Below are 17,835 nucleotides of genomic sequence, written 5' to 3'. Positions count from 1 at the left end.
GCTAATCATGCCAAAACGTACAGACATAAAATCCATCCTGATTCTTGGTGCCGGTCCGATTGTGATCGGTCAGGCCTGCGAATTCGACTATTCCGGTGCCCAGGCTTGTAAAGCCCTGCGTGAAGAGGGTTACCGGGTTATTCTGGTCAACTCAAACCCGGCGACCATTATGACCGACCCGGAAATGGCCGATGCGACCTACATCGAGCCGATTCACTGGGAAGTGGTGCGTAAAATCATTGAAAAAGAGCGCCCGGATGCGGTGCTGCCCACCATGGGCGGCCAGACAGCGCTGAACTGTGCGCTGGAACTGGAACGTCAGGGCGTACTGGAAGAATTCGGCGTCACCATGATCGGTGCGACCGCCGATGCCATTGATAAAGCAGAAGACCGTCGTCGCTTCGATGTGGCGATGAAAAGCATTGGCCTGGATACGGCGCGCTCCGGTATTGCGCACACCATGGATGAAGCGCTGGCGGTGGCTGCAGACGTCGGCTTTCCCTGCATTATCCGTCCGTCTTTCACCATGGGTGGCACCGGCGGCGGTATCGCCTATAACCGCGAAGAGTTTGAAGAGATCTGCGAACGCGGCCTCGACCTTTCTCCTACCAACGAGTTGTTAATTGACGAATCGCTGATTGGCTGGAAAGAGTACGAGATGGAAGTGGTACGTGACAAAAACGACAACTGCATTATCGTCTGCTCCATCGAAAACTTTGACGCCATGGGCATTCACACCGGTGATTCCATTACGGTTGCGCCAGCACAGACGCTGACCGATAAGGAATACCAGATTATGCGTAACGCCTCGCTGGCGGTACTGCGTGAGATTGGTGTCGAAACCGGCGGTTCCAACGTACAGTTTGCGGTGAACCCAAAAAATGGTCGCCTGATCGTTATCGAGATGAACCCCCGTGTGTCGCGCTCCTCGGCACTGGCCTCTAAAGCGACCGGCTTCCCGATTGCGAAAGTGGCAGCGAAACTGGCGGTTGGCTATACGCTGGATGAACTGATGAACGACATTACCGGTGGACGCACGCCGGCCTCGTTTGAGCCTTCAATCGATTACGTCGTCACGAAGATCCCTCGCTTCAACTTTGAAAAATTTGCCGGTGCGAATGACCGCCTGACCACGCAGATGAAATCTGTGGGTGAAGTCATGGCGATCGGTCGTACCTTCCAGGAGTCGATGCAGAAAGCGCTGCGCGGCCTGGAAGTCGGGGCGAATGGCTTCGACCCGAAAGTTCACCTGGACGACGCAGAGGCGTTAACCCGTATCCGCCGTGAGCTGAAAGATGCCGGTTCGGATCGTATCTGGTACATCGCCGATGCCTTCCGCGCGGGGATGTCTGTAGACGGCGTATTTAACCTCACCAACATTGACCGCTGGTTCCTGGTGCAGATTGAAGAGCTGGTGCGCCTGGAAGAGCAGGTTGCGCGTGAAGGCATGAACGGCCTCAACGTCGATTTCCTGCGTGCGCTGAAGCGTAAAGGTTTTGCGGATGCGCGTCTGGCTTCACTGGCGGGCGTAGCGGAAGGTGAAATTCGTAAATTGCGTCAGCAACATAATCTGCACCCGGTTTATAAGCGTGTCGATACCTGCGCAGCAGAATTCTCTACCGATACGGCTTACATGTACTCCACCTATGAAGAAGAGTGCGAAGCGAATCCTAATCAGGATCGTGACAAAATCATGGTGCTGGGTGGCGGACCAAACCGTATTGGCCAGGGCATTGAGTTTGACTACTGCTGCGTTCATGCGGCGCTGGCGCTGCGTGAAGATGGTTTTGAAACCATCATGGTGAACTGTAACCCGGAAACCGTCTCGACGGATTATGACACCTCCGACCGCCTCTACTTCGAGCCGGTTACGCTTGAAGACGTGCTGGAAATCGTACGCATCGAAAAACCGAAAGGGGTGATCGTGCAGTACGGCGGTCAGACGCCGCTGAAACTGGCTCGCGCCCTGGAAGCGGCAGGCGTACCGGTGATCGGTACCAGCCCGGACGCTATCGACCGGGCAGAAGATCGCGAACGCTTCCAGCAGGCCGTTGACCGTCTGAACCTGAAGCAGCCGGCTAACGCCACCGTTGCCACGCTGGAGCAGGCCGTAGAGAAAGCCGCCGGCATTGGTTATCCGCTGGTGGTGCGTCCTTCCTACGTGCTGGGCGGACGTGCAATGGAAATCGTCTATGACGAAATCGATCTGAAACGTTACTTCCAGACGGCGGTGTCGGTTTCCAACGATGCACCCGTCTTGCTGGATCGTTTCCTTGATGACGCCGTAGAAGTTGATGTCGATGCCATTTGCGACGGCGAACGCGTACTGATTGGCGGCATCATGGAGCATATCGAGCAGGCAGGCGTCCACTCGGGTGACTCCGCGTGTTCTCTGCCAGCCTATACGCTGAGCGAAGAGATTCAAAACGTGATGCGCCAGCAGGTCGAAAAACTGGCGTTTGAGCTGAGCGTGCGCGGTTTGATGAACGTGCAGTTCGCGGTGAAAGACAACGAAGTCTACCTGATCGAAGTGAACCCACGTGCCGCGCGTACCGTGCCTTTCGTGTCAAAAGCGACAGGCGTCCCGCTGGCGAAGGTTGCCGCGCGCGTGATGGCAGGCAAAACGCTGGCAGAGCAGGGCGTAACCAAAGAGGTGATCCCACCTTATTACTCTGTTAAAGAAGTCGTGCTGCCCTTTAACAAGTTCCAGGGTGTTGACCCGATTCTCGGTCCGGAAATGCGTTCAACCGGTGAAGTCATGGGCGTGGGCCGGACCTTCGCTGAAGCCTTTGCCAAAGCGATGCTGGGCGCGCAGAGCAACATGAAGAAAACCGGACGTGCCCTGTTGTCCGTGCGTGAGGGCGATAAGAAACGTATCGTCGATTTGGCCGCTAAGCTGCAGAAGTTTGGCTTTGAGCTGGATGCCACTCACGGTACGGCTGTGGTGCTGGGCGAGGCGGGCATTAATCCTCGTCTGGTTAACAAGGTTCATGAAGGTCGTCCACATATTCAGGACCGCCTGAAGAACGGCGAATATGCCTACATCGTGAATACCACAGCAGGTCGCCAGGCGATTGAAGACTCCAAGCTGATTCGCCGCAGTGCGCTGCAATATAAAGTGCATTACGACACCACGTTGAACGGGGGTTTTGCAACGGCGATGGCGCTCAATGCGGACCCAACGGAAAAAGTGATTTCAGTCCAGGAGATGCACGCACAAATCCTTGCGCAGAAATAGCGCAGGCTGATCGCGCGTCATCGCCCCTGTGGGGGATCGTCTGTCAGTAGGCTGACAGACCGTCCTGCCTGCAGGGGCTTTTTTGTGTTTAATCCCAGGAAGCCTGTCGGGACAACATCGGCCAGCAGGCCGTTGCATTGCGCGCAAAGAGCGGCGTCAGCGGCTGTTTTACAGATGGCGGAAATACGGTTCCTGCTATCGGCGGTCAGTGGCAAGCGAAGACTTCATCAAGGTGAGGTGCCGCAGGCATTATTGCTGGGGCTGGGTTTTATCAGACCGCTGTTCATAGCCGATCAGACAAACTCTGTTAAACCCTATTTAAATTCAGCGCAATACAGGCTGTTAATCATGATGGCTGGTGCTGAATAACACGCTGTTCTGTATTTGGTTTTACCTGTTCTTTTCAAAATCATGACAAATTACGAATAAAAAGATGTTTAATCCTGCTTTGCGAAACGTGGCGCACTAAATAGGGATATGTTGTCATTTAAATACTTGTTAATAATATCAACTCATTCCCTGTTGATTCCTCTTTCTCTGCCTTCTCCTGGCCATTTGACTGTTATTAAACAGATTTTAAACGAACCTGCATTGCTGTCGATCACGCCTGATAATCAACTGTTCAGTTGTTCCGCTTAACTTTAAGATGCCCTGTGTTTTGCAAGGTTTTACGTTTTCAGAGAACAACCTCGTTTTTCTGAAGTTTAAAGACTTAATTAAGAGCTCGTGTTTAATATGTTTATTCCCAAATTTTTCAGGTGGGGACAGTGCTCTTTTGACGATTATCAAATAGCCTGTAATAGTTTTGGTTACAACTGCGAGTCAGCGCCGGGATTTATTGCATTTAAAATGCGACATGAGCAGTCCTTTGAGTTTTATGCTTATAAACGTAAAGGCAAAATAGTGGGGAGCGTTTGCGTCGAAAATGGCTGGCTTGCCAACGACGGCAGACACCGGCAACGTTCTCTTCCCGCACTGCTTACACCGTCAACATCCGTCTATGTGCCTTTTTGCAACGAGGTTCCGCAAAAGGTGCTTTTACCTTTCCGTTGTAAGTCGCTGCATCACTTGCAGAGTCAGCGGTTTCTTAATACGTCTTATGGCCTGTTGAGTAAAAGCCATGCTGCTTTTACCAAGAACCCTGCCGCCGACTTTTCCCGGAAAACCGTCTCCACGCGGGAACGTGAGTTACGAAAGTTTCTTAATGACGGGGGCAGTTTTCTCAACGTCAGCCAGCTGGATGGCGAACACATTTTTGACGTATTTGAGACCCTTTACCAGGCGAGACGAAATCAGGCTATCGCTGACAGGGAAATCAATAAAGCGTTCTTCCGGGAATTTCAGCCTTGTTTCAAAGGCTACATCATGTTCCTGAATAATGAACCTGTTGCGCTGCAGCTGTTGTTATCCGTATCCAGCTGCGCCGGGATGTTCGTTGATTTTATTAATATCGGCTACCGGATGGACAGCAACGCAGGCGCTGTGGGTACGATGTTGATGTGGAAGAACCTGACGTCTGTGTATCAGGACGCTGCCGATACGCAGCTCCCGCTCTATTACTCCTATGGATCGATGTCCGGGGACTATAAAAACCGGTGGTGCCATTCGGTCAATAATGGTCGTGTCATTATCTGATTGCTCAGATCGGCAAGGCCGCATTGTTGCCCGTCTGAGTCAGTCGATGATATTGGGAATGCGACTGCGCGAGGCGAAACGCCCTTTATTCATGCCCGCGCCATCGGGCGTTGCCCGCCAAACAGGCCTTTTTCGCATTATTCTGCACACTTTCCCCTGCCAGCGCGGTGGCAGGGGAAACGTGCCTGCTACATCTGTCAGGGGATAATCTTCGCCGTTCTGAACTGAGTAAAGAGACGGATAAACATCTCATCGGTCGCACGAAAATCCGTAAACCCCGCCCGCCGCAGTTTGCTGCCATCACCAAACATGTCGTAATCCCAGCTAAACACAAAGTCTGCGAACTGACCGTTACTCAACTTCATGATATCAGGCTCGACCAACAGCATTTTTTCAGCCAGAGCCTGCCAGGTCTTGCGGTAATCGCTAAAGAGTTGCTGAAACGACAGCTGGACCGGCGGGGCCATCTCCAGTTCAAACCAGCCCGCAATGACCGGCCAGAGTTCACTCCACCGCCAGATGTCACCGTTGTTAACATTGAATGCCTGATTTCTGGCGGCAGGGGCGGTCGAGGCCCACAGCGTGGCGGCGGAAAGTAAGCCGTCATCCGTATGATCGACAATGCTATGCCAGGCTGCTTGTGACCCGGGAAATCGCAGGGGCAGGCTCTGCGCTTTGCACAGTGAGGCATATATCGCGATACTCAGCGCAAGATTCATGGTATTGCCGGGTAATGCGCTGCCAACCACGCCGGGGCGAAGCGCATGCCAGTTCCAGGTTTTATTGCGCTGAAAGTCGCTTAGCCAGGCCTGTTGCGCCGTATTGAATTCCGCGCCGGGAATGGCAGCATCATTTTCTCTGGCGGGCGTTTTAAAGGGGCCAAGGTGAGCGCCGTAAATTTTGTAGCCCTGCATCAGGCTCACCGTTTCCAGCGGGGCAACTTTCTCAACCTGGGTGACCAGATTACGCAGCAGGGTCACGTTGGGTTCAACCATCTCCTGCCAGTTGGCGGCATTAAGCCAGGCGCTATAGAAAATATGTGTCACGTTACTCAGTGGCGTAAGGGCACGCGCGCTGTCTTTCTCATCCAGCAGATCGACTTTTACAAACGGGACCGCGCCATGCCGATCGGTGCCTGAACGTGACAGTCCGATAACCTGCCACGCATTCTGCAACAACGTTTTGACCAACTGGCTGCCGACAATACCGCTTGCGCCAGCCACCAGTGCAACTTTAGATTGAGGCTTCTGTGACATTTTCTTTCCTCCGGTTAGGTTGCAGACAGCGTGATATAAATTTCTTTTCGCCGATATCCCCGCAAGCTGATGTCACTTATAAGAGAAATGCGTAAATGAATAACAAGCTCAATGCCATTCGCACCTTTTTACGTGTAGCCGAGGCCGGTTCCTTCTCTGCCGCCGCGCGCCAGTTGGGTATCAAGCAGTCAGCGGTCAGTCAGCAGATCGTCGCACTTGAGGCCGAGCTGGGCGTCGTCTTGCTGCACCGAACGACGCGCGTGATGGTACTGACGGCGCAAGGGGAATATTACCGTGGCCAGATGCGGCCGATACTTGAGGCGATGCTGGCAGTCGAGAGCCAGTTGTCTTCTGCCACGCAGCAGTGGCAAGGCAAGGTAAACATCCAGTTGCCCGGCGGGTTAGGGCGGCTTTTTCTTCCCCACCTGCTCGCGCTGCAAAAGGCGAATCCGGGGTTGAATCTGACGCTGTCGCTCGACGACCGGATATCTGACCTGGCCAGAGAAGGCGTGGATATTGCCTTCCGACTGACCCATGACGCACCGGATGTGTTTCCGGCAAGGAAGATCGCCCGAATTGAAACGCCGCTTTTCGCGTCACCGCGTTTTCCGCCAATCGTTTCGCTGGATGCGCTGGCGCTTCACCCGCATGTTCGCTTTAGCAGCATCGACGAGTCTGCGCCATTACGGCTTGTCAGAGATGATGAAACCGTGGAGCTGGCGGTGAATACGGTCTTCAGGGCAAACAGCAGTGAGGGATTATTGCAGGCATTGCAGGCGGACATCGGTGTCGGTGGTATGCAGCTACCGCTTGCAATGGAGGCACTGAAATCCGGCTCGCTTGTCAGGGTTTTACCCGCTTATCGCCATCCTGACCGCTTTCTGTATGCCGTTTTTCCGGATGCACGCTTTATTCCTGTCAGGGTAAGAGGCATCGCCACGTTAATCGAAAAGGTGCTGGCCAACCTGCCCGGGGTAAACTGAACGTCTCTGTGCGGACGGCATGAAGCGGCGGGAGATAAGAGCGGCCTGAGGGGGAAATCGCACAGGACAAACCCGGTATGCGTGGCGTCCTGTTAGCTTGACGTTAATATGCTTAAGTTAATTTGATTTAATTTTTAGCCAATCATGCCTAATCCGCTGATTCGCACAAATCTATAATATAAAAAACTACCAGGCTGACATTCACCGTTGTAATATCCGGCTCGCTCATTAATAGAGCCTAAACAGGATATTAATAACAATGAAAGCGCGTTTTTTTTCACTGAGTGCAGTGGCTGCACTGTTGGCCCTGGTGTCTTTTTCCAGCCAGGCTGAAATCACTCTTCTTAAACAAGACCCACAAGCAGGCGATCCCCTTAGCCGTCTCGATTTTAAATTCGGTGGCAGCATTCGTCCCCAGTTCAACCATCAAACCGGCGGGAAGGATCAGTCCTACAAGCGTAACGGCTTTGACGGTGGTTCCCGTTTCCGCTTTAGCGCGGATTACTACCTGTTCGACGATATCAGCTGGACCAGCTACTACGAGCTGGGCGTTAACATTCCGGCCGTATTCAACTGGGATAATCACTACGCTGAAGGGGCGCATGAAACCACGCGTCGCCAGCTCTATACGGGCCTGAAAAGTAAAACCTGGGGCCAGTTGACCTTCGGTCAGCAGAACAGCGTGTATTACGACGTTGTGGGTGCCAAGACGGATATCTGGGATTACGACATGCTGGCCCAGGCACCGGGTAACGGCATTAACGGTGATTACGACGGTTCATACCGCTCACGCAAGCAGCTGAAATACAAAAACAGTTATGGTGCATTTGATGTTTATGCCTCTTACCTGTTTAGCGATAACGAATATTTGCCGGGCAACGGACTGCGCTATAAGCGTCAGGGCGGCGGCTCGCTGGGTGTGAATTACAACATCACGAACAATCTGGCCTGGGGCACCGCGTGGAACTACACCCGCGCCACCATGCGTAATCCTGTCACCGGCGACAATAAAGATTACGACCAGAACATCTTTGGTACCGCATTAAGCTGGACGCCAGGCAACTGGACCCTGTCAGCAGGAGGCGGCTGGTACCAGAATTTCCTGACGACCAGACAGCGCGATGTGAATAACTATTTTGCTGATGATGCCTGGGGCATTGAATATTATGCCGGTTATAAAATTCCGGTTGCGCAGTATGGCGTCAAAGCCGTTCAGCCTTATGTCATGGGTGACCGCTTAGAATATGTGAATGGCCGCAATTACCAGCGCATTGATAACGGTCTGGGCGTAACCCTGTTCCTGGACTACGGTTTCCGTGTTGATTACGAACATGTCTTCACGTCGAGCACGGACAATCAGGGCGATATGAATCTGGTTCGTTTCCGCTACGATTTCTGATGACCTGCCACGGCTCCCACGGGAGCCGTTTTATTCTCTCTGTTTATCGCGACGCGGCACCATTATCTGGCGACTTTTGGGGCGCGTGGCCCGTCTTACGGAGTAAAACCCTGCACAAAGTCTGAAATACGGTGGCAATGCCGCTTTATGCAATAACCCCCTTTCGCCTATCGACGAAGGTTTAACCTTTACGTATCATGGCGCCTGTTTTTTTCAGCGAGCCTTTTAACATGATTAGTCTTATCGCGGCATTAGCAGCAGATCGCATTATTGGAATGGAAAACGCCATGCCGTGGGACCTGCCTGCAGATCTGGCGTGGTTTAAGCGTAACACCCTGAAAAAACCAGTGATTATGGGCCGACTGACCTTTGAATCGATTGGTCGTCCATTGCCTGGCAGGCTGAATATTGTGGTCAGCAGCAAGCCGGGTAAAGCGGAAGGCGTCACCTGGGTGACATCGCTGGATGATGCGATCAACGCGGCGGGTGACGCTGAAGAGATCATGGTAATTGGCGGTGGTCGTATCTATGCGCAAATGCTGGCGCGCGCCGACCGTCTTTATCTGACGCACATTGATGCGGAAGTCGAAGGTGATACGCAATTCCCGGATTACGAACCGGATGAGTGGCACTCGACGTTCAGTGAGTTTCATGATGCGGATGCGCAGAACTCCCACAGTTACTGCTTCGAGATTCTTGAACGCCGCCGTTAATGAATACGCAGTAAAAAAAACGCCTTGTCATAACAAGGCGTTTTTTTATGGCTGCGGATTAGCGGGCTGACTGCTGCGGAGCAAGGTCGTCCGGTAAGGATAACTGGCGGTTCGATGGCTGAACGTAATAGCGTTGCGTTTCCCAGTGCAGGAGCGTCAGGTTACCGCCCCAGCAGCAACCGGTATCCAGACCGATAATACCTGCCGGCGTGCCTTTACCCTCAAGTGACGCCCAGTGACCAAAGACAATCGTGTGATCGCGTGCGACCGGGCCTTCAATCATAAACCAGGGCTTTAAAGGCGGCGGCGCGGATTCCGGCGCATCCTTACAGATCATATCTAACTGACCATTGGGAAAGCAGAAGCGCATCCGGGTCAGGGCGTTGGTGGAGAAACGCAGGCGTGCCAGACCGGTCAGAGAGTCGTTCCAGTTGTTAGGCATGTCACCATACATCGCATCAAGAAACAGCGGATAGCTGTCACTGGACAGCACGGCTTCCACTTCGCGTGCACAGCGTTGCGCTGTATCCAAATCCCACTGCGGGGTAATCCCGGCATGGCCCATCACCAGTTTTTTCTCTTCATCCACCTGAAGCAGCGGCTGACGGCGCAGCCAGTTGATCAGCTCATCAGCATCTTCCGCTTCCAGCAGCGGCGTCAGGCGATCTTTTGGCTTATTACGGCTGATACCGGCATAGACAGCCAGCAGATGCAGATCGTGATTACCCAGCACCAGACGAACACTGTCACCCAGTGACTTGACGTAGCGCAGAACGTCCAGCGAGCCAGGGCCCCGCGCGACCAGATCACCCGTCAGCCATAATGTATCCTGACTGGGATCATAGTTAACCTGGTTTAGCAGAGCACGTAATTCATCGTAACAACCGTGAACGTCGCCAATCAGGTAAGTATTCATAGAGGATTATCCAACTAAAACAGTCGCCCGAGACACGGGCGAGAGACATCAAAATCAATGAATATGGGTTTGAATCGCGAGGCGGAATACCGGGATTTCAACGTGGAATTCGTCGCCTTGCTCATCGACCATCACATAGTGACCTTGCATGGTGCCCATTGGGGTTTCAAGAACAGCACCACTGGTGTACTGATATTCATTTCCCGGCGCAATATGCGGCTGTTCGCCGATCACGCCTTCACCCTGAACTTCTGTTTCACGGCCGTTACCGTTCGTAATTAGCCAGTAACGCCTGAGCAGTTGCACAGAAGACCGGCCTACGTTGCGAATCGTGACGGTATAAGCAAAGACATAGCGCTCTTCGTCCGGTGAGGACTGAGAGGCGACATACAGACTTTGTACGTGTAGCGATACGCGGGCCGGTTCACTCATGGGTTACTCCTGGGTTTTATCCAGATGGTCTGCCAGCCAGTTTGCTAACTGGCAATACTGTGCAACCGAAACATTCTCGGCACGTAAGCCGGTATCGATCGCCAGCGCGTCCAGCGCGCCTGCCTCTACCATATGGCTCAGGCTGTTGCGCAGTGTTTTACGGCGTTTACCGAATGCTTCAGTGGTTATACGGCTCAGAATACGCACGTCTTTAACCGGATGAGGCGGTGCCATATAAGGCACTAACCGCACGACCGCCGAATCCACTTTCGGTGGCGGGGTAAAGGAGTGCGGCGGAACTTCCAGCACCGGAATGATCTGACAATAGTACTGAGCCATGACGCTCAGACGACCATAGGCTTTACTGCCAGGACCGGCAACCAGACGATTAACCACCTCTTTCTGCAGCATAAAGTGCATATCTTTAATCGAACCAGTATAGCTGAACAGATGGAACATCAGCGGGGTCGAGATATTGTACGGCAGGTTACCAAAGACACGCAGCGGCTGGCCTTTCTCTTTGGCCAGCGCGGCGAAATCAAACGTCATGGCATCCTGCTGAAAAATCGTCAGCTTGGGGCCCAAAAACGGATGGGTTTGCAGGCGTGCAGCAAGATCGCGATCTAACTCCACCACCGTTAAACTGTCGAGGCGTTCGCCTACCGGTTCAGTGAGTGCACCAAGGCCGGGGCCAATTTCCACTATCGCCTGATCGCGTTGTGGGTGAATGGCGGAGACGATACTGTCGATAATATATTGATCGTTCAGGAAGTTCTGCCCGAAACGTTTACGGGCGTAGTGCCCCTGATGGACGCGATTATTCATTACTGCTCTTGATCATAGTGATGGCGAGGTTAAGCGCCGTGATAAAGCTGCCCGCGTCAGCCTGACCCAGGCCGGCTAATTCAAGCGCGGTGCCGTGGTCAACTGAGGTGCGGATAAACGGCAGGCCGAGGGTAATATTGACCGCCCGACCAAATCCCTGAAACTTGAGTACCGGTAAACCCTGATCGTGGTACATCGCCAGCACTGCATCGGCATGTTGCAGATATTTCGGCTGGAACAGGGTATCCGCAGGCAGCGGACCGGTCAGTTGTATGCCTTGCTGACGAAGTTCATTCAATGCCGGGATGATCGTATCTATCTCTTCCCGCCCCATGTGACCGCCTTCTCCCGCATGAGGATTCAGTCCGCAGACAAAAATATGCGGCTGGGCAATGGCAAACTTATTTCTGAGATCCTGATGCAGGATCGTGATCACTTCATGCAGACAATCACGGGTAACGGCGGCGGCAACGTCTTTTAACGGCAGATGGGTGGTGGCCAGAGCCACACGGAGCTGCTCAGTCGCCAACATCATCACCACGCGCTGAGCACCTGCACGATCGGCAAAAAATTCGGTATGACCGGTAAACGGAATGCCCGCGTCGTTAATCACGCCTTTGTGCACGGGGCCGGTAATTAAGGCCGAAAACTCCCCGGATAAGCACCCGTCACAGGCGCGGGCCAGGGTTTCCAGCACGTAGTTGCTGTTGGCGACGCATAGCGTGCCTGGCGTGACCGGCTGCGGTAGCTCAACGGGAAGGACGGTAAGCGTGCCGGCCTGTTGCGGTTCGGCTGTGCGGGCGGGATCGTAAACGCGCAACGTCAACGGCAACCTCAGCTGTGCTGCACGTTGCAGCAACAGATGAGGGGACGCACAGACAACCAGTTCAACGGGCCAGGCCTGCTGGGCCAGTTGAACGGCAAGATCGGGACCAATCCCGGCGGGTTCGCCGGGCGTGATCACCACACGAAAATCACTGCGCATTGTTATCCAGGATTTTCACGTAAGCCCCGGCGCGCTGTTCCTGCATCCAGGTTTGCGCTTCTTCCGCAAACTTACGGTTAAACAGCATGCGATAGGCGCGCTCTTTCTGGGCCGCATCGGTTTTATCAACCTGGCGAGTATCCAGCAGTTGAATCAGGTGCCAACCAAAAGAGGAGTGAACCGGCTGGCTGGTTTCGCCTTTTTTCAGACGCAGCAACGCATCGCGGAAAGCCGGATCGTACGCTTCTGGTGAGGTCCAGCCCAGATCGCCACCCTGATTTGCGGAACCTGGATCGTCAGAGAACTGCTTGGCTGCCGCGGCAAAGGTGGTTTTACCACTGCGAATATCGGCAGCAATCTGCTCCAGCCTGGCGCGAGCCTGATCGTCGGTCATGATCGGAGAAGGCTTCAACAGAATGTGACGCGCATGTACTTCGGTCACAGAGACATTTTTGCTCTCGCCGCGCAGGTCGTTCACTTTCAAAATATGGAAACCTACACCTGAGCGGATAGGGCCAACAATATCGCCTTTCTTCGCCGTGGTCAGCGCCTGAGCAAACAGGGTAGGCAGCTCTTCGATTTTCGCCCAGCCCATATTACCGCCTTTCAGCGCCTGAGAGTCGGCGGAGTAGGTTACGGCCAGCTTGCCAAAGTCCGCACCACCTTTCAGTTCGGTCATCAGCTGTTTTGCCAGCTTTTCCTGATCGTCAACCTGCTGCTGCGTCGGGTTTTCCGGCAGTGGCAGCAGAATGTGACTGATGTTCATTTCCGTGCCCTGGGTGTTCTGCGCGCCAACCTGCTGCGCCAGCGTATCGACTTCCTGCGGCAGGATCGTGACCCGACGGCGTACTTCATTATTGCGCACTTCCGAGATCAGCATCTCTTTACGAATCTGAGCCCGATAGGTGTTGTAGTTCATTCCATCGTAAGCCAGGCGGCTACGCAGTTGATCAACGCTCATGCGGTTTTGCGCGGCAATATTCTGGATAGCCTGATCCAGTTGCTGATCGCTGATTTGCAAACCGGCTTTATCGCCCAGCTGCATAATAATCGCGTCCATGATCTCACGTTCGAGGATCTGATGGCGCAACGTTTTGTCATCGGGCAACTGCTGACCTGCTTGCTTCGCCTGAGATTTAACGGTGCTCATCATGCTGTCCACATCACTCTCCAGGACCACACCGTTATTCACTACAGCTGCAACTTTATCAACCACTTGTGGTGCTGCGAACACGGTGTTGGCACTTATCGCCACACCAAGAATCAGCATTCTCCAGTTCTTCATACTTTATCCATTATTGGTTCCGCACTGCGGGATTGCCTGTCAAACATCACAACATCAGAATGCATGCTGATAAGGGATGATTCCCTGAGCCAGCATCTGGCCGGTGCCCAGCCCATAATTTGAACTCAGGCCACGTAACTCAATGTTGAATGAGATTTGGTTGTCATACTTACTGTCGTTGTTTTGCCAACCGTTGATTTTGCGTTCATAGCCCAGACGAACCGCGTAACAACAAGAGCTGTACTGCAGGCCAACCAACTGTGATGCAGGACGATTATTACGCGTATCATAGTAATACGCGCCAACCACCGACCAGGCGTCATGGATCGGCCAGCTCGCCGTCGTACCAACTTGTGAAATCCCGTTTTTATAAATCGGGTTATTCACCAGTGAGCTGTCATTAAGCGCAGAAGCAACATACTCCGGGCTACTGTAACGGTAGCTCAACTGCACCATACGGTCAGCGTCACGACGGTATTCCAGCACGGTATTACCCTGCGCGACGTTATTCAGGCGGGTATCGTATTGCAGCCCGCCACGCACGCCCCAACGATCGCTTATCTTCCAGTAGCTGTCACCTGCCCACAGGAGACTGCCGGTATCATCTTCTTTGTTGACCTGGTTAACGCCCGTACGAGAAGGCGTAAACGAATAGATTTGACCCACAGAAACGTTAAAACGTTCAACCAGATCGGTATCATAAATTCGTGTCGTCACACCGGTTGCAACCTGGTTGGCCGATGCGATGCGATCCAGACCGCTGTATGAGCGATCGCGGAACAGGCCGGTATAGTCGGTTTGCAACAGGGTGGAGTCGTAAGGATAGATATCACTCTGGTCACGATACGGGATATAGAGGTACTGAACCCGGGGTTCCAGCGTCTGGGTATAACCCTGCGCCCAGTCCATATCACGGTCAAACACCATGCGACCGTCGACCTTAAACTGAGGCAAGGTGCGGTTGACGGAGTCTTTCAGCACACCACTGGTGGTGCTGCTCGGTGCAAAGTTAGTGTTGTAGTAATCAACATCTTTTTGCTGGTAGTGCGTCGCCAGAAACTTGGCTTCGGTATCCAGGCTGGCCCAGCCGTTTGATAACGGCAGATTGATGGTGGGCTCAACATGTAAACGTGTGGTTTCAGGGAAACTACTGTTTACGTTGGTGAACTTCACAGCCTGCGCATAAATGCGCGTGTCAAACGGGCCGACATCGTTCTGATACCAGTTCACATCCAGTTGCGGGAAGGCGCGATAGACGTTGCTGTTGCTGGTATTACCAAAAATCTGGAAGTCTTTGGTCGACAGGGTCGCGTCCCAGTTGGTATCCGCGTAGCCCACGCTAAATTTCTGCGAGGCGTAACCGTCAGTCGAGCTGTAATAAGGTGAGGTCAGATCGTTGAAATAATACTGATCGCTGACTTTGGTGTAGTCAGCGCTAAAACGCCAGTGCTGGTCATAAACACCTGAATGGCGCCAGTAAAATAACCAGCGGTCGGAACTGTCATTTTGGGCGATGCCGCGCGCGGCTTTATCGTTGTCGTACTGCTTATCCGATGCCAGATAGTCGAACTCAACGATGCCTGCACCCGCCTGGGTCAGGTAGCGGAATTCATTCTGCAATTGCAGCCCGCGCTTACTCATGTAATGCGGCGTAATGGTGGCATCCGCCTGCGGCGCGATGTTCCAGTAATAAGGCAGAATGAATTCAAAACCGTTGCTGCTGCCGTATTTGGCGTTGGGGATCAGGAAGCCTGAACGGCGGCGGTCGCCCAGCGGCAGCTGCATATAGGGACTGTAGAATACGGGAACCGAACCGAGCTTAAAGCGCGCATTCCAGATTTCAGCAACCTCTTCCTGACGATCCTGAATAATCTCAGAACCGGCAACGCTCCAGCTGTTACTGCCAGGCAGACAGGAGGTGAAGGTTCCGTTTTCCATAATGGTGTAACGGTTTTCTCCGCGCAGCTTCATTTGATCGCCAGTGCCTCGCCCCTGGCGGTCTACCATCTGATAATCGCCGTTCCATACGTTCGTATCTTTGGTATTAAGATTTGACCAGGCTTTCGGACCTTTCAGGATGACCTGATTGTCATCGTAGTGCACATTACCTAGCGCATCCACAGTACGGACGGGAACCGTCTGCCCTTCGGGCTGGCGTTGATGAAGCTGGACTTCGTCTGCCAGCATGCGGCTGTTGCCTTGCTTAACATCCACATCACCTGTGAATACCGCATCGTCAGGGTAGTTGCCTTTCAGTGAATCCGAGTGAATAGTAACGGGCAGCTGATTAGGATCGCCGTTAACCAGGGGACGATTGTAACTGGGTACGCCCAACATACACTGCGACATTAAATCGTCGGCGAAGGCTTGCTGGCTAATGGCTGCGCCGATCATGGTGGCCAGCAGAGTAGGTATATGTTTTTTCATACGCGGTATCGAAAATTCCATGAAAACTGGCATCATGCCGACAATCGGGTCAGAGACTAACGCACTGCCTGGCGTTGTGCCAGTGTTAATCCTTTTCTGTCCGCGCTGCCGTTAGGCGCTGAGATAAATGACAGGTATGATAATGCAATTTTCAGCCGTAAGCATGGCGAATTGAGGAGTTTATGCGCTACTGGGGAAAAGTTATAGGTTTAGTGCTTGGATTGCTGTCCGGCGCAGGCTTTTGGGGAATTGTAATTGGTCTGATCGTTGGGCATGGATTTGATAAGGTTCGCGGTGCGCAGAGCAAGGCTTACTTCTCAAATAATCAGACCCGGCAGTCACTGTTTTTCAGTACGACTTTTCAGGTCATGGGGCACTTAACCAAGTCCAAAGGGCGCGTAACCGAAGCGGATATCCAGATTGCCTCGCTGTTTATGGATCGCATGCAGTTGCACGGAGAGGCCCGAACGGCTGCTCAGCGTGCTTTTCGTGAAGGCAAACAGGGCGAGTATCCGTTACGTAATAAATTGCGTGAATTGCGCAGCGCCTGCTTCGGCCGTTTTGATCTGATTAGGATGTTTCTGGAAATTCAGATTCAGGCGGCCTTTGCCGATGGCTCACTGCATCCCAATGAACGTCAGGTGCTGTATGTGATTGGTGAAGAACTGGGGATTTCACGCAGCCAGTTCGACCAGTTTCTGCGCATGATGGAAGGGGGCCAGCAGTTCGGCGGCGGCCGCAGCTACTCGCAACAGAGTGGCTTTCAGCAGGCGCAACGTGGCCCGACGCTCTCGGATGCCTGCAATGTGTTGGGCGTGAAAACGACGGATGATGCCACCACCATTAAACGCGCCTATCGCAAGCTGATGAGTGAACATCACCCGGATAAGCTGGTGGCGAAAGGCCTGCCGCCAGAAATGATGGAAATGGCCAAACAGAAAGCGCAGGACATTCAGTCAGCTTACGATCTGATTCGCAAAGAAAAAGGGTTTAAGTAAGCGGTTGATGCGCGCCCGGGCGAATGGCCAGGGCGCGCGAATACCAGGCATGGCGCGCGGGTTAAAAATCGGCAGGCTGTCTGAAGGTCATGGCATTACCAAACGCTGGGTGCGTAATGGTTAATGATTCGGCATGCAGCAGAAGGCGTTCTGCCATGGCTTTTGCTTCCTGATGGGCATAAAAACCGTCCCCCAGAATCGGATGGCCCAGCGCCAGCATATGCACGCGCAGCTGGTGCGACCGCCCGGTAATCGGCTTCAGTACAACGCGGGCGCTGTTATCTTCGCGATATTCAATCACCTGATAGTCGGTTTGTGCCGACTTGCCGGTCTCGAAACACACTTTTTGTTTTGGGCGATTTGGCCAGTCGCAAATCAGCGGTAAATCCACCACGCCTTTCTCGTGGGCCGGATGGCCCCAGATCCGAGCCACATAGGTCTTCGCGGGTTCGCGCTCGCGAAACTGGCGTTTAAGCTCGCGTTCGGCGGCTTTCGTCAGGGCAACCACTATCACGCCACTGGTCGCCATATCCAGCCGGTGCACGGACTCAGCCTCGGGATAATCGCGTTGAATCCGCGTCATCACGCTGTCTTTGTGCTCTTCAAGCCGGCCGGGTACCGAAAGCAGGCCGCTGGGCTTATTCACCACCATGATGTGGGCATCCTGATACAGGATGTGCAGCCAGGGCTCCTGCGGCGGATTATAGGGTTCCATAGGTTATTCCAAAAAAGAGGGCCTTGCG

At 53.4% G+C, this 17,835-nt stretch carries 15 protein-coding genes; 7 read left to right on the top strand and 8 right to left on the bottom strand.

Annotated features, from left to right (window positions below; translation table 11 throughout):
- Positions 1–7 precede the first annotated feature (7 nt).
- The 3 genes from carB to NR177_RS13600 all read left to right on the top strand — a co-directional run bounded on the left by carB (position 8) and on the right by NR177_RS13600 (position 4,873).
- Positions 8–3,238, top strand: coding sequence for a carbamoyl-phosphate synthase large subunit (gene carB / locus NR177_RS13610; RefSeq protein ID WP_096010959.1), 3,231 nt, complete (start codon positions 8–10; stop codon positions 3,236–3,238).
- A gap of 84 nt (positions 3,239–3,322) precedes the next feature.
- A complete protein-coding gene (locus tag NR177_RS13605; RefSeq protein ID WP_256853067.1) occupies positions 3,323–3,607 on the top strand; it encodes a hypothetical protein in 285 nt (94 codons plus the stop codon).
- Between the two features lie 366 nt (positions 3,608–3,973).
- Positions 3,974–4,873 carry a transcriptional regulator gene (locus NR177_RS13600; RefSeq protein ID WP_063878367.1) on the top strand — a complete coding sequence of 300 codons (900 nt, stop codon included), beginning with the start codon at positions 3,974–3,976 and terminating at the stop codon, positions 4,871–4,873.
- Positions 4,874–5,070: 197 nt separating this feature from the next.
- Here the strand turns inward: NR177_RS13600 and NR177_RS13595 are convergent, their stop codons facing one another.
- Entirely contained in the window at positions 5,071–6,129 is a 1,059-nt protein-coding gene (locus NR177_RS13595) for an SDR family oxidoreductase (RefSeq protein ID WP_256853066.1), read from the bottom strand.
- A 95-nt stretch (positions 6,130–6,224) separates the two neighbouring features.
- On the opposite strand from NR177_RS13595, the gene NR177_RS13590 reads away from it, so the two are divergent.
- The 3 genes from NR177_RS13590 to folA all read left to right on the top strand — a co-directional run bounded on the left by NR177_RS13590 (position 6,225) and on the right by folA (position 9,224).
- Positions 6,225–7,112 carry a LysR family transcriptional regulator gene (locus NR177_RS13590; RefSeq protein ID WP_096010962.1) on the top strand — a complete coding sequence of 296 codons (888 nt, stop codon included), beginning with the start codon at positions 6,225–6,227 and terminating at the stop codon, positions 7,110–7,112.
- A gap of 259 nt (positions 7,113–7,371) precedes the next feature.
- Positions 7,372–8,511 (top strand): porin, encoded by a 1,140-nt coding sequence (locus NR177_RS13585; RefSeq protein ID WP_063878370.1) that lies wholly within the window; start codon positions 7,372–7,374, stop codon positions 8,509–8,511.
- A 230-nt stretch (positions 8,512–8,741) separates the two neighbouring features.
- Positions 8,742–9,224: a type 3 dihydrofolate reductase gene (gene folA / locus NR177_RS13580; RefSeq protein ID WP_063881105.1), complete on the top strand. Its 483-nt coding sequence runs from the start codon at positions 8,742–8,744 to the stop codon at positions 9,222–9,224.
- 58 nt (positions 9,225–9,282) lie between these two features.
- Here the strand turns inward: folA and apaH are convergent, their stop codons facing one another.
- Genes apaH through lptD form a run of 6 tightly spaced genes read right to left on the bottom strand, consistent with a single transcriptional unit; the run spans position 9,283 to position 16,094 of the window.
- Positions 9,283–10,140 (bottom strand): bis(5'-nucleosyl)-tetraphosphatase (symmetrical) ApaH, encoded by an 858-nt coding sequence (apaH, locus tag NR177_RS13575; RefSeq protein ID WP_063878371.1) that lies wholly within the window; start codon positions 10,138–10,140, stop codon positions 9,283–9,285.
- A gap of 54 nt (positions 10,141–10,194) precedes the next feature.
- The gene (gene apaG / locus NR177_RS13570) at positions 10,195–10,572 is read right to left on the bottom strand and encodes a Co2+/Mg2+ efflux protein ApaG (protein ID WP_063878372.1); all 378 of its coding nucleotides are present in this window, start codon (positions 10,570–10,572) and stop codon (positions 10,195–10,197) included.
- A 3-nt stretch (positions 10,573–10,575) separates the two neighbouring features.
- Positions 10,576–11,397 (bottom strand): 16S rRNA (adenine(1518)-N(6)/adenine(1519)-N(6))-dimethyltransferase RsmA, encoded by an 822-nt coding sequence (rsmA, locus tag NR177_RS13565; protein WP_063878373.1) that lies wholly within the window; start codon positions 11,395–11,397, stop codon positions 10,576–10,578.
- Complete coding sequence (pdxA, locus tag NR177_RS13560; RefSeq protein WP_256853065.1) at positions 11,390–12,382, bottom strand: 4-hydroxythreonine-4-phosphate dehydrogenase PdxA; 993 nt, start codon at positions 12,380–12,382, stop codon at positions 11,390–11,392. The genes rsmA and pdxA overlap by 8 nt, the downstream gene beginning before the upstream one ends.
- Positions 12,372–13,667, bottom strand: coding sequence for a peptidylprolyl isomerase SurA (gene surA / locus NR177_RS13555; protein ID WP_063878375.1), 1,296 nt, complete (start codon positions 13,665–13,667; stop codon positions 12,372–12,374). The genes pdxA and surA overlap by 11 nt, the downstream gene beginning before the upstream one ends.
- Before the next feature lie 54 nt (positions 13,668–13,721).
- The gene (gene lptD, locus NR177_RS13550; RefSeq protein ID WP_063881106.1) at positions 13,722–16,094 is read right to left on the bottom strand and encodes an LPS assembly protein LptD; all 2,373 of its coding nucleotides are present in this window, start codon (positions 16,092–16,094) and stop codon (positions 13,722–13,724) included.
- A 182-nt stretch (positions 16,095–16,276) separates the two neighbouring features.
- Between lptD and djlA the strand changes: the two genes are divergently transcribed.
- Positions 16,277–17,092: a co-chaperone DjlA gene (gene djlA, locus NR177_RS13545; protein ID WP_256853064.1), complete on the top strand. Its 816-nt coding sequence runs from the start codon at positions 16,277–16,279 to the stop codon at positions 17,090–17,092.
- Positions 17,093–17,153: 61 nt separating this feature from the next.
- On the opposite strand, the gene rluA is transcribed toward djlA, so the two are convergent.
- Complete coding sequence (gene rluA, locus NR177_RS13540; RefSeq protein ID WP_256853063.1) at positions 17,154–17,807, bottom strand: bifunctional tRNA pseudouridine(32) synthase/23S rRNA pseudouridine(746) synthase RluA; 654 nt, start codon at positions 17,805–17,807, stop codon at positions 17,154–17,156.
- Positions 17,808–17,835 lie beyond the last annotated feature (28 nt).

Origin of the sequence: Pantoea sp. Fr+CA_20, from assembly GCF_024520835.1 — a bacterium.
Classification (GTDB): Bacteria; Pseudomonadota; Gammaproteobacteria; order Enterobacterales; family Enterobacteriaceae; genus Pantoea; species Pantoea allii.
The sequence above is the reverse complement of the archived record's forward strand: the minus strand, read 5'-3'. Positions and strand labels throughout refer to the sequence as shown.

Excerpts from the sequence above, each read along its gene's own strand:
- carB (WP_096010959.1), top strand. The coding sequence starts at position 8 with ATGCCAAAACGTACAGACATAAAATCCATCCTGATTCTTGGTGCCGGT.
- NR177_RS13600 (WP_063878367.1), top strand. The coding sequence starts at position 3,974 with ATGTTTATTCCCAAATTTTTCAGGTGGGGACAGTGCTCTTTTGACGAT.
- NR177_RS13595 (WP_256853066.1), bottom strand. The coding sequence starts at position 6,129 with ATGTCACAGAAGCCTCAATCTAAAGTTGCACTGGTGGCTGGCGCAAGC.
- NR177_RS13590 (WP_096010962.1), top strand. The coding sequence starts at position 6,225 with ATGAATAACAAGCTCAATGCCATTCGCACCTTTTTACGTGTAGCCGAG.
- NR177_RS13585 (WP_063878370.1), top strand. The coding sequence starts at position 7,372 with ATGAAAGCGCGTTTTTTTTCACTGAGTGCAGTGGCTGCACTGTTGGCC.
- folA (WP_063881105.1), top strand. The coding sequence starts at position 8,742 with ATGATTAGTCTTATCGCGGCATTAGCAGCAGATCGCATTATTGGAATG.
- apaH (WP_063878371.1), bottom strand. The coding sequence starts at position 10,140 with ATGAATACTTACCTGATTGGCGACGTTCACGGTTGTTACGATGAATTA.
- apaG (WP_063878372.1), bottom strand. The coding sequence starts at position 10,572 with ATGAGTGAACCGGCCCGCGTATCGCTACACGTACAAAGTCTGTATGTC.
- rsmA (WP_063878373.1), bottom strand. The coding sequence starts at position 11,397 with ATGAATAATCGCGTCCATCAGGGGCACTACGCCCGTAAACGTTTCGGG.
- pdxA (WP_256853065.1), bottom strand. The coding sequence starts at position 12,382 with ATGCGCAGTGATTTTCGTGTGGTGATCACGCCCGGCGAACCCGCCGGG.
- surA (WP_063878375.1), bottom strand. The coding sequence starts at position 13,667 with ATGAAGAACTGGAGAATGCTGATTCTTGGTGTGGCGATAAGTGCCAAC.
- lptD (WP_063881106.1), bottom strand. The coding sequence starts at position 16,094 with ATGAAAAAACATATACCTACTCTGCTGGCCACCATGATCGGCGCAGCC.
- djlA (WP_256853064.1), top strand. The coding sequence starts at position 16,277 with ATGCGCTACTGGGGAAAAGTTATAGGTTTAGTGCTTGGATTGCTGTCC.
- rluA (WP_256853063.1), bottom strand. The coding sequence starts at position 17,807 with ATGGAACCCTATAATCCGCCGCAGGAGCCCTGGCTGCACATCCTGTAT.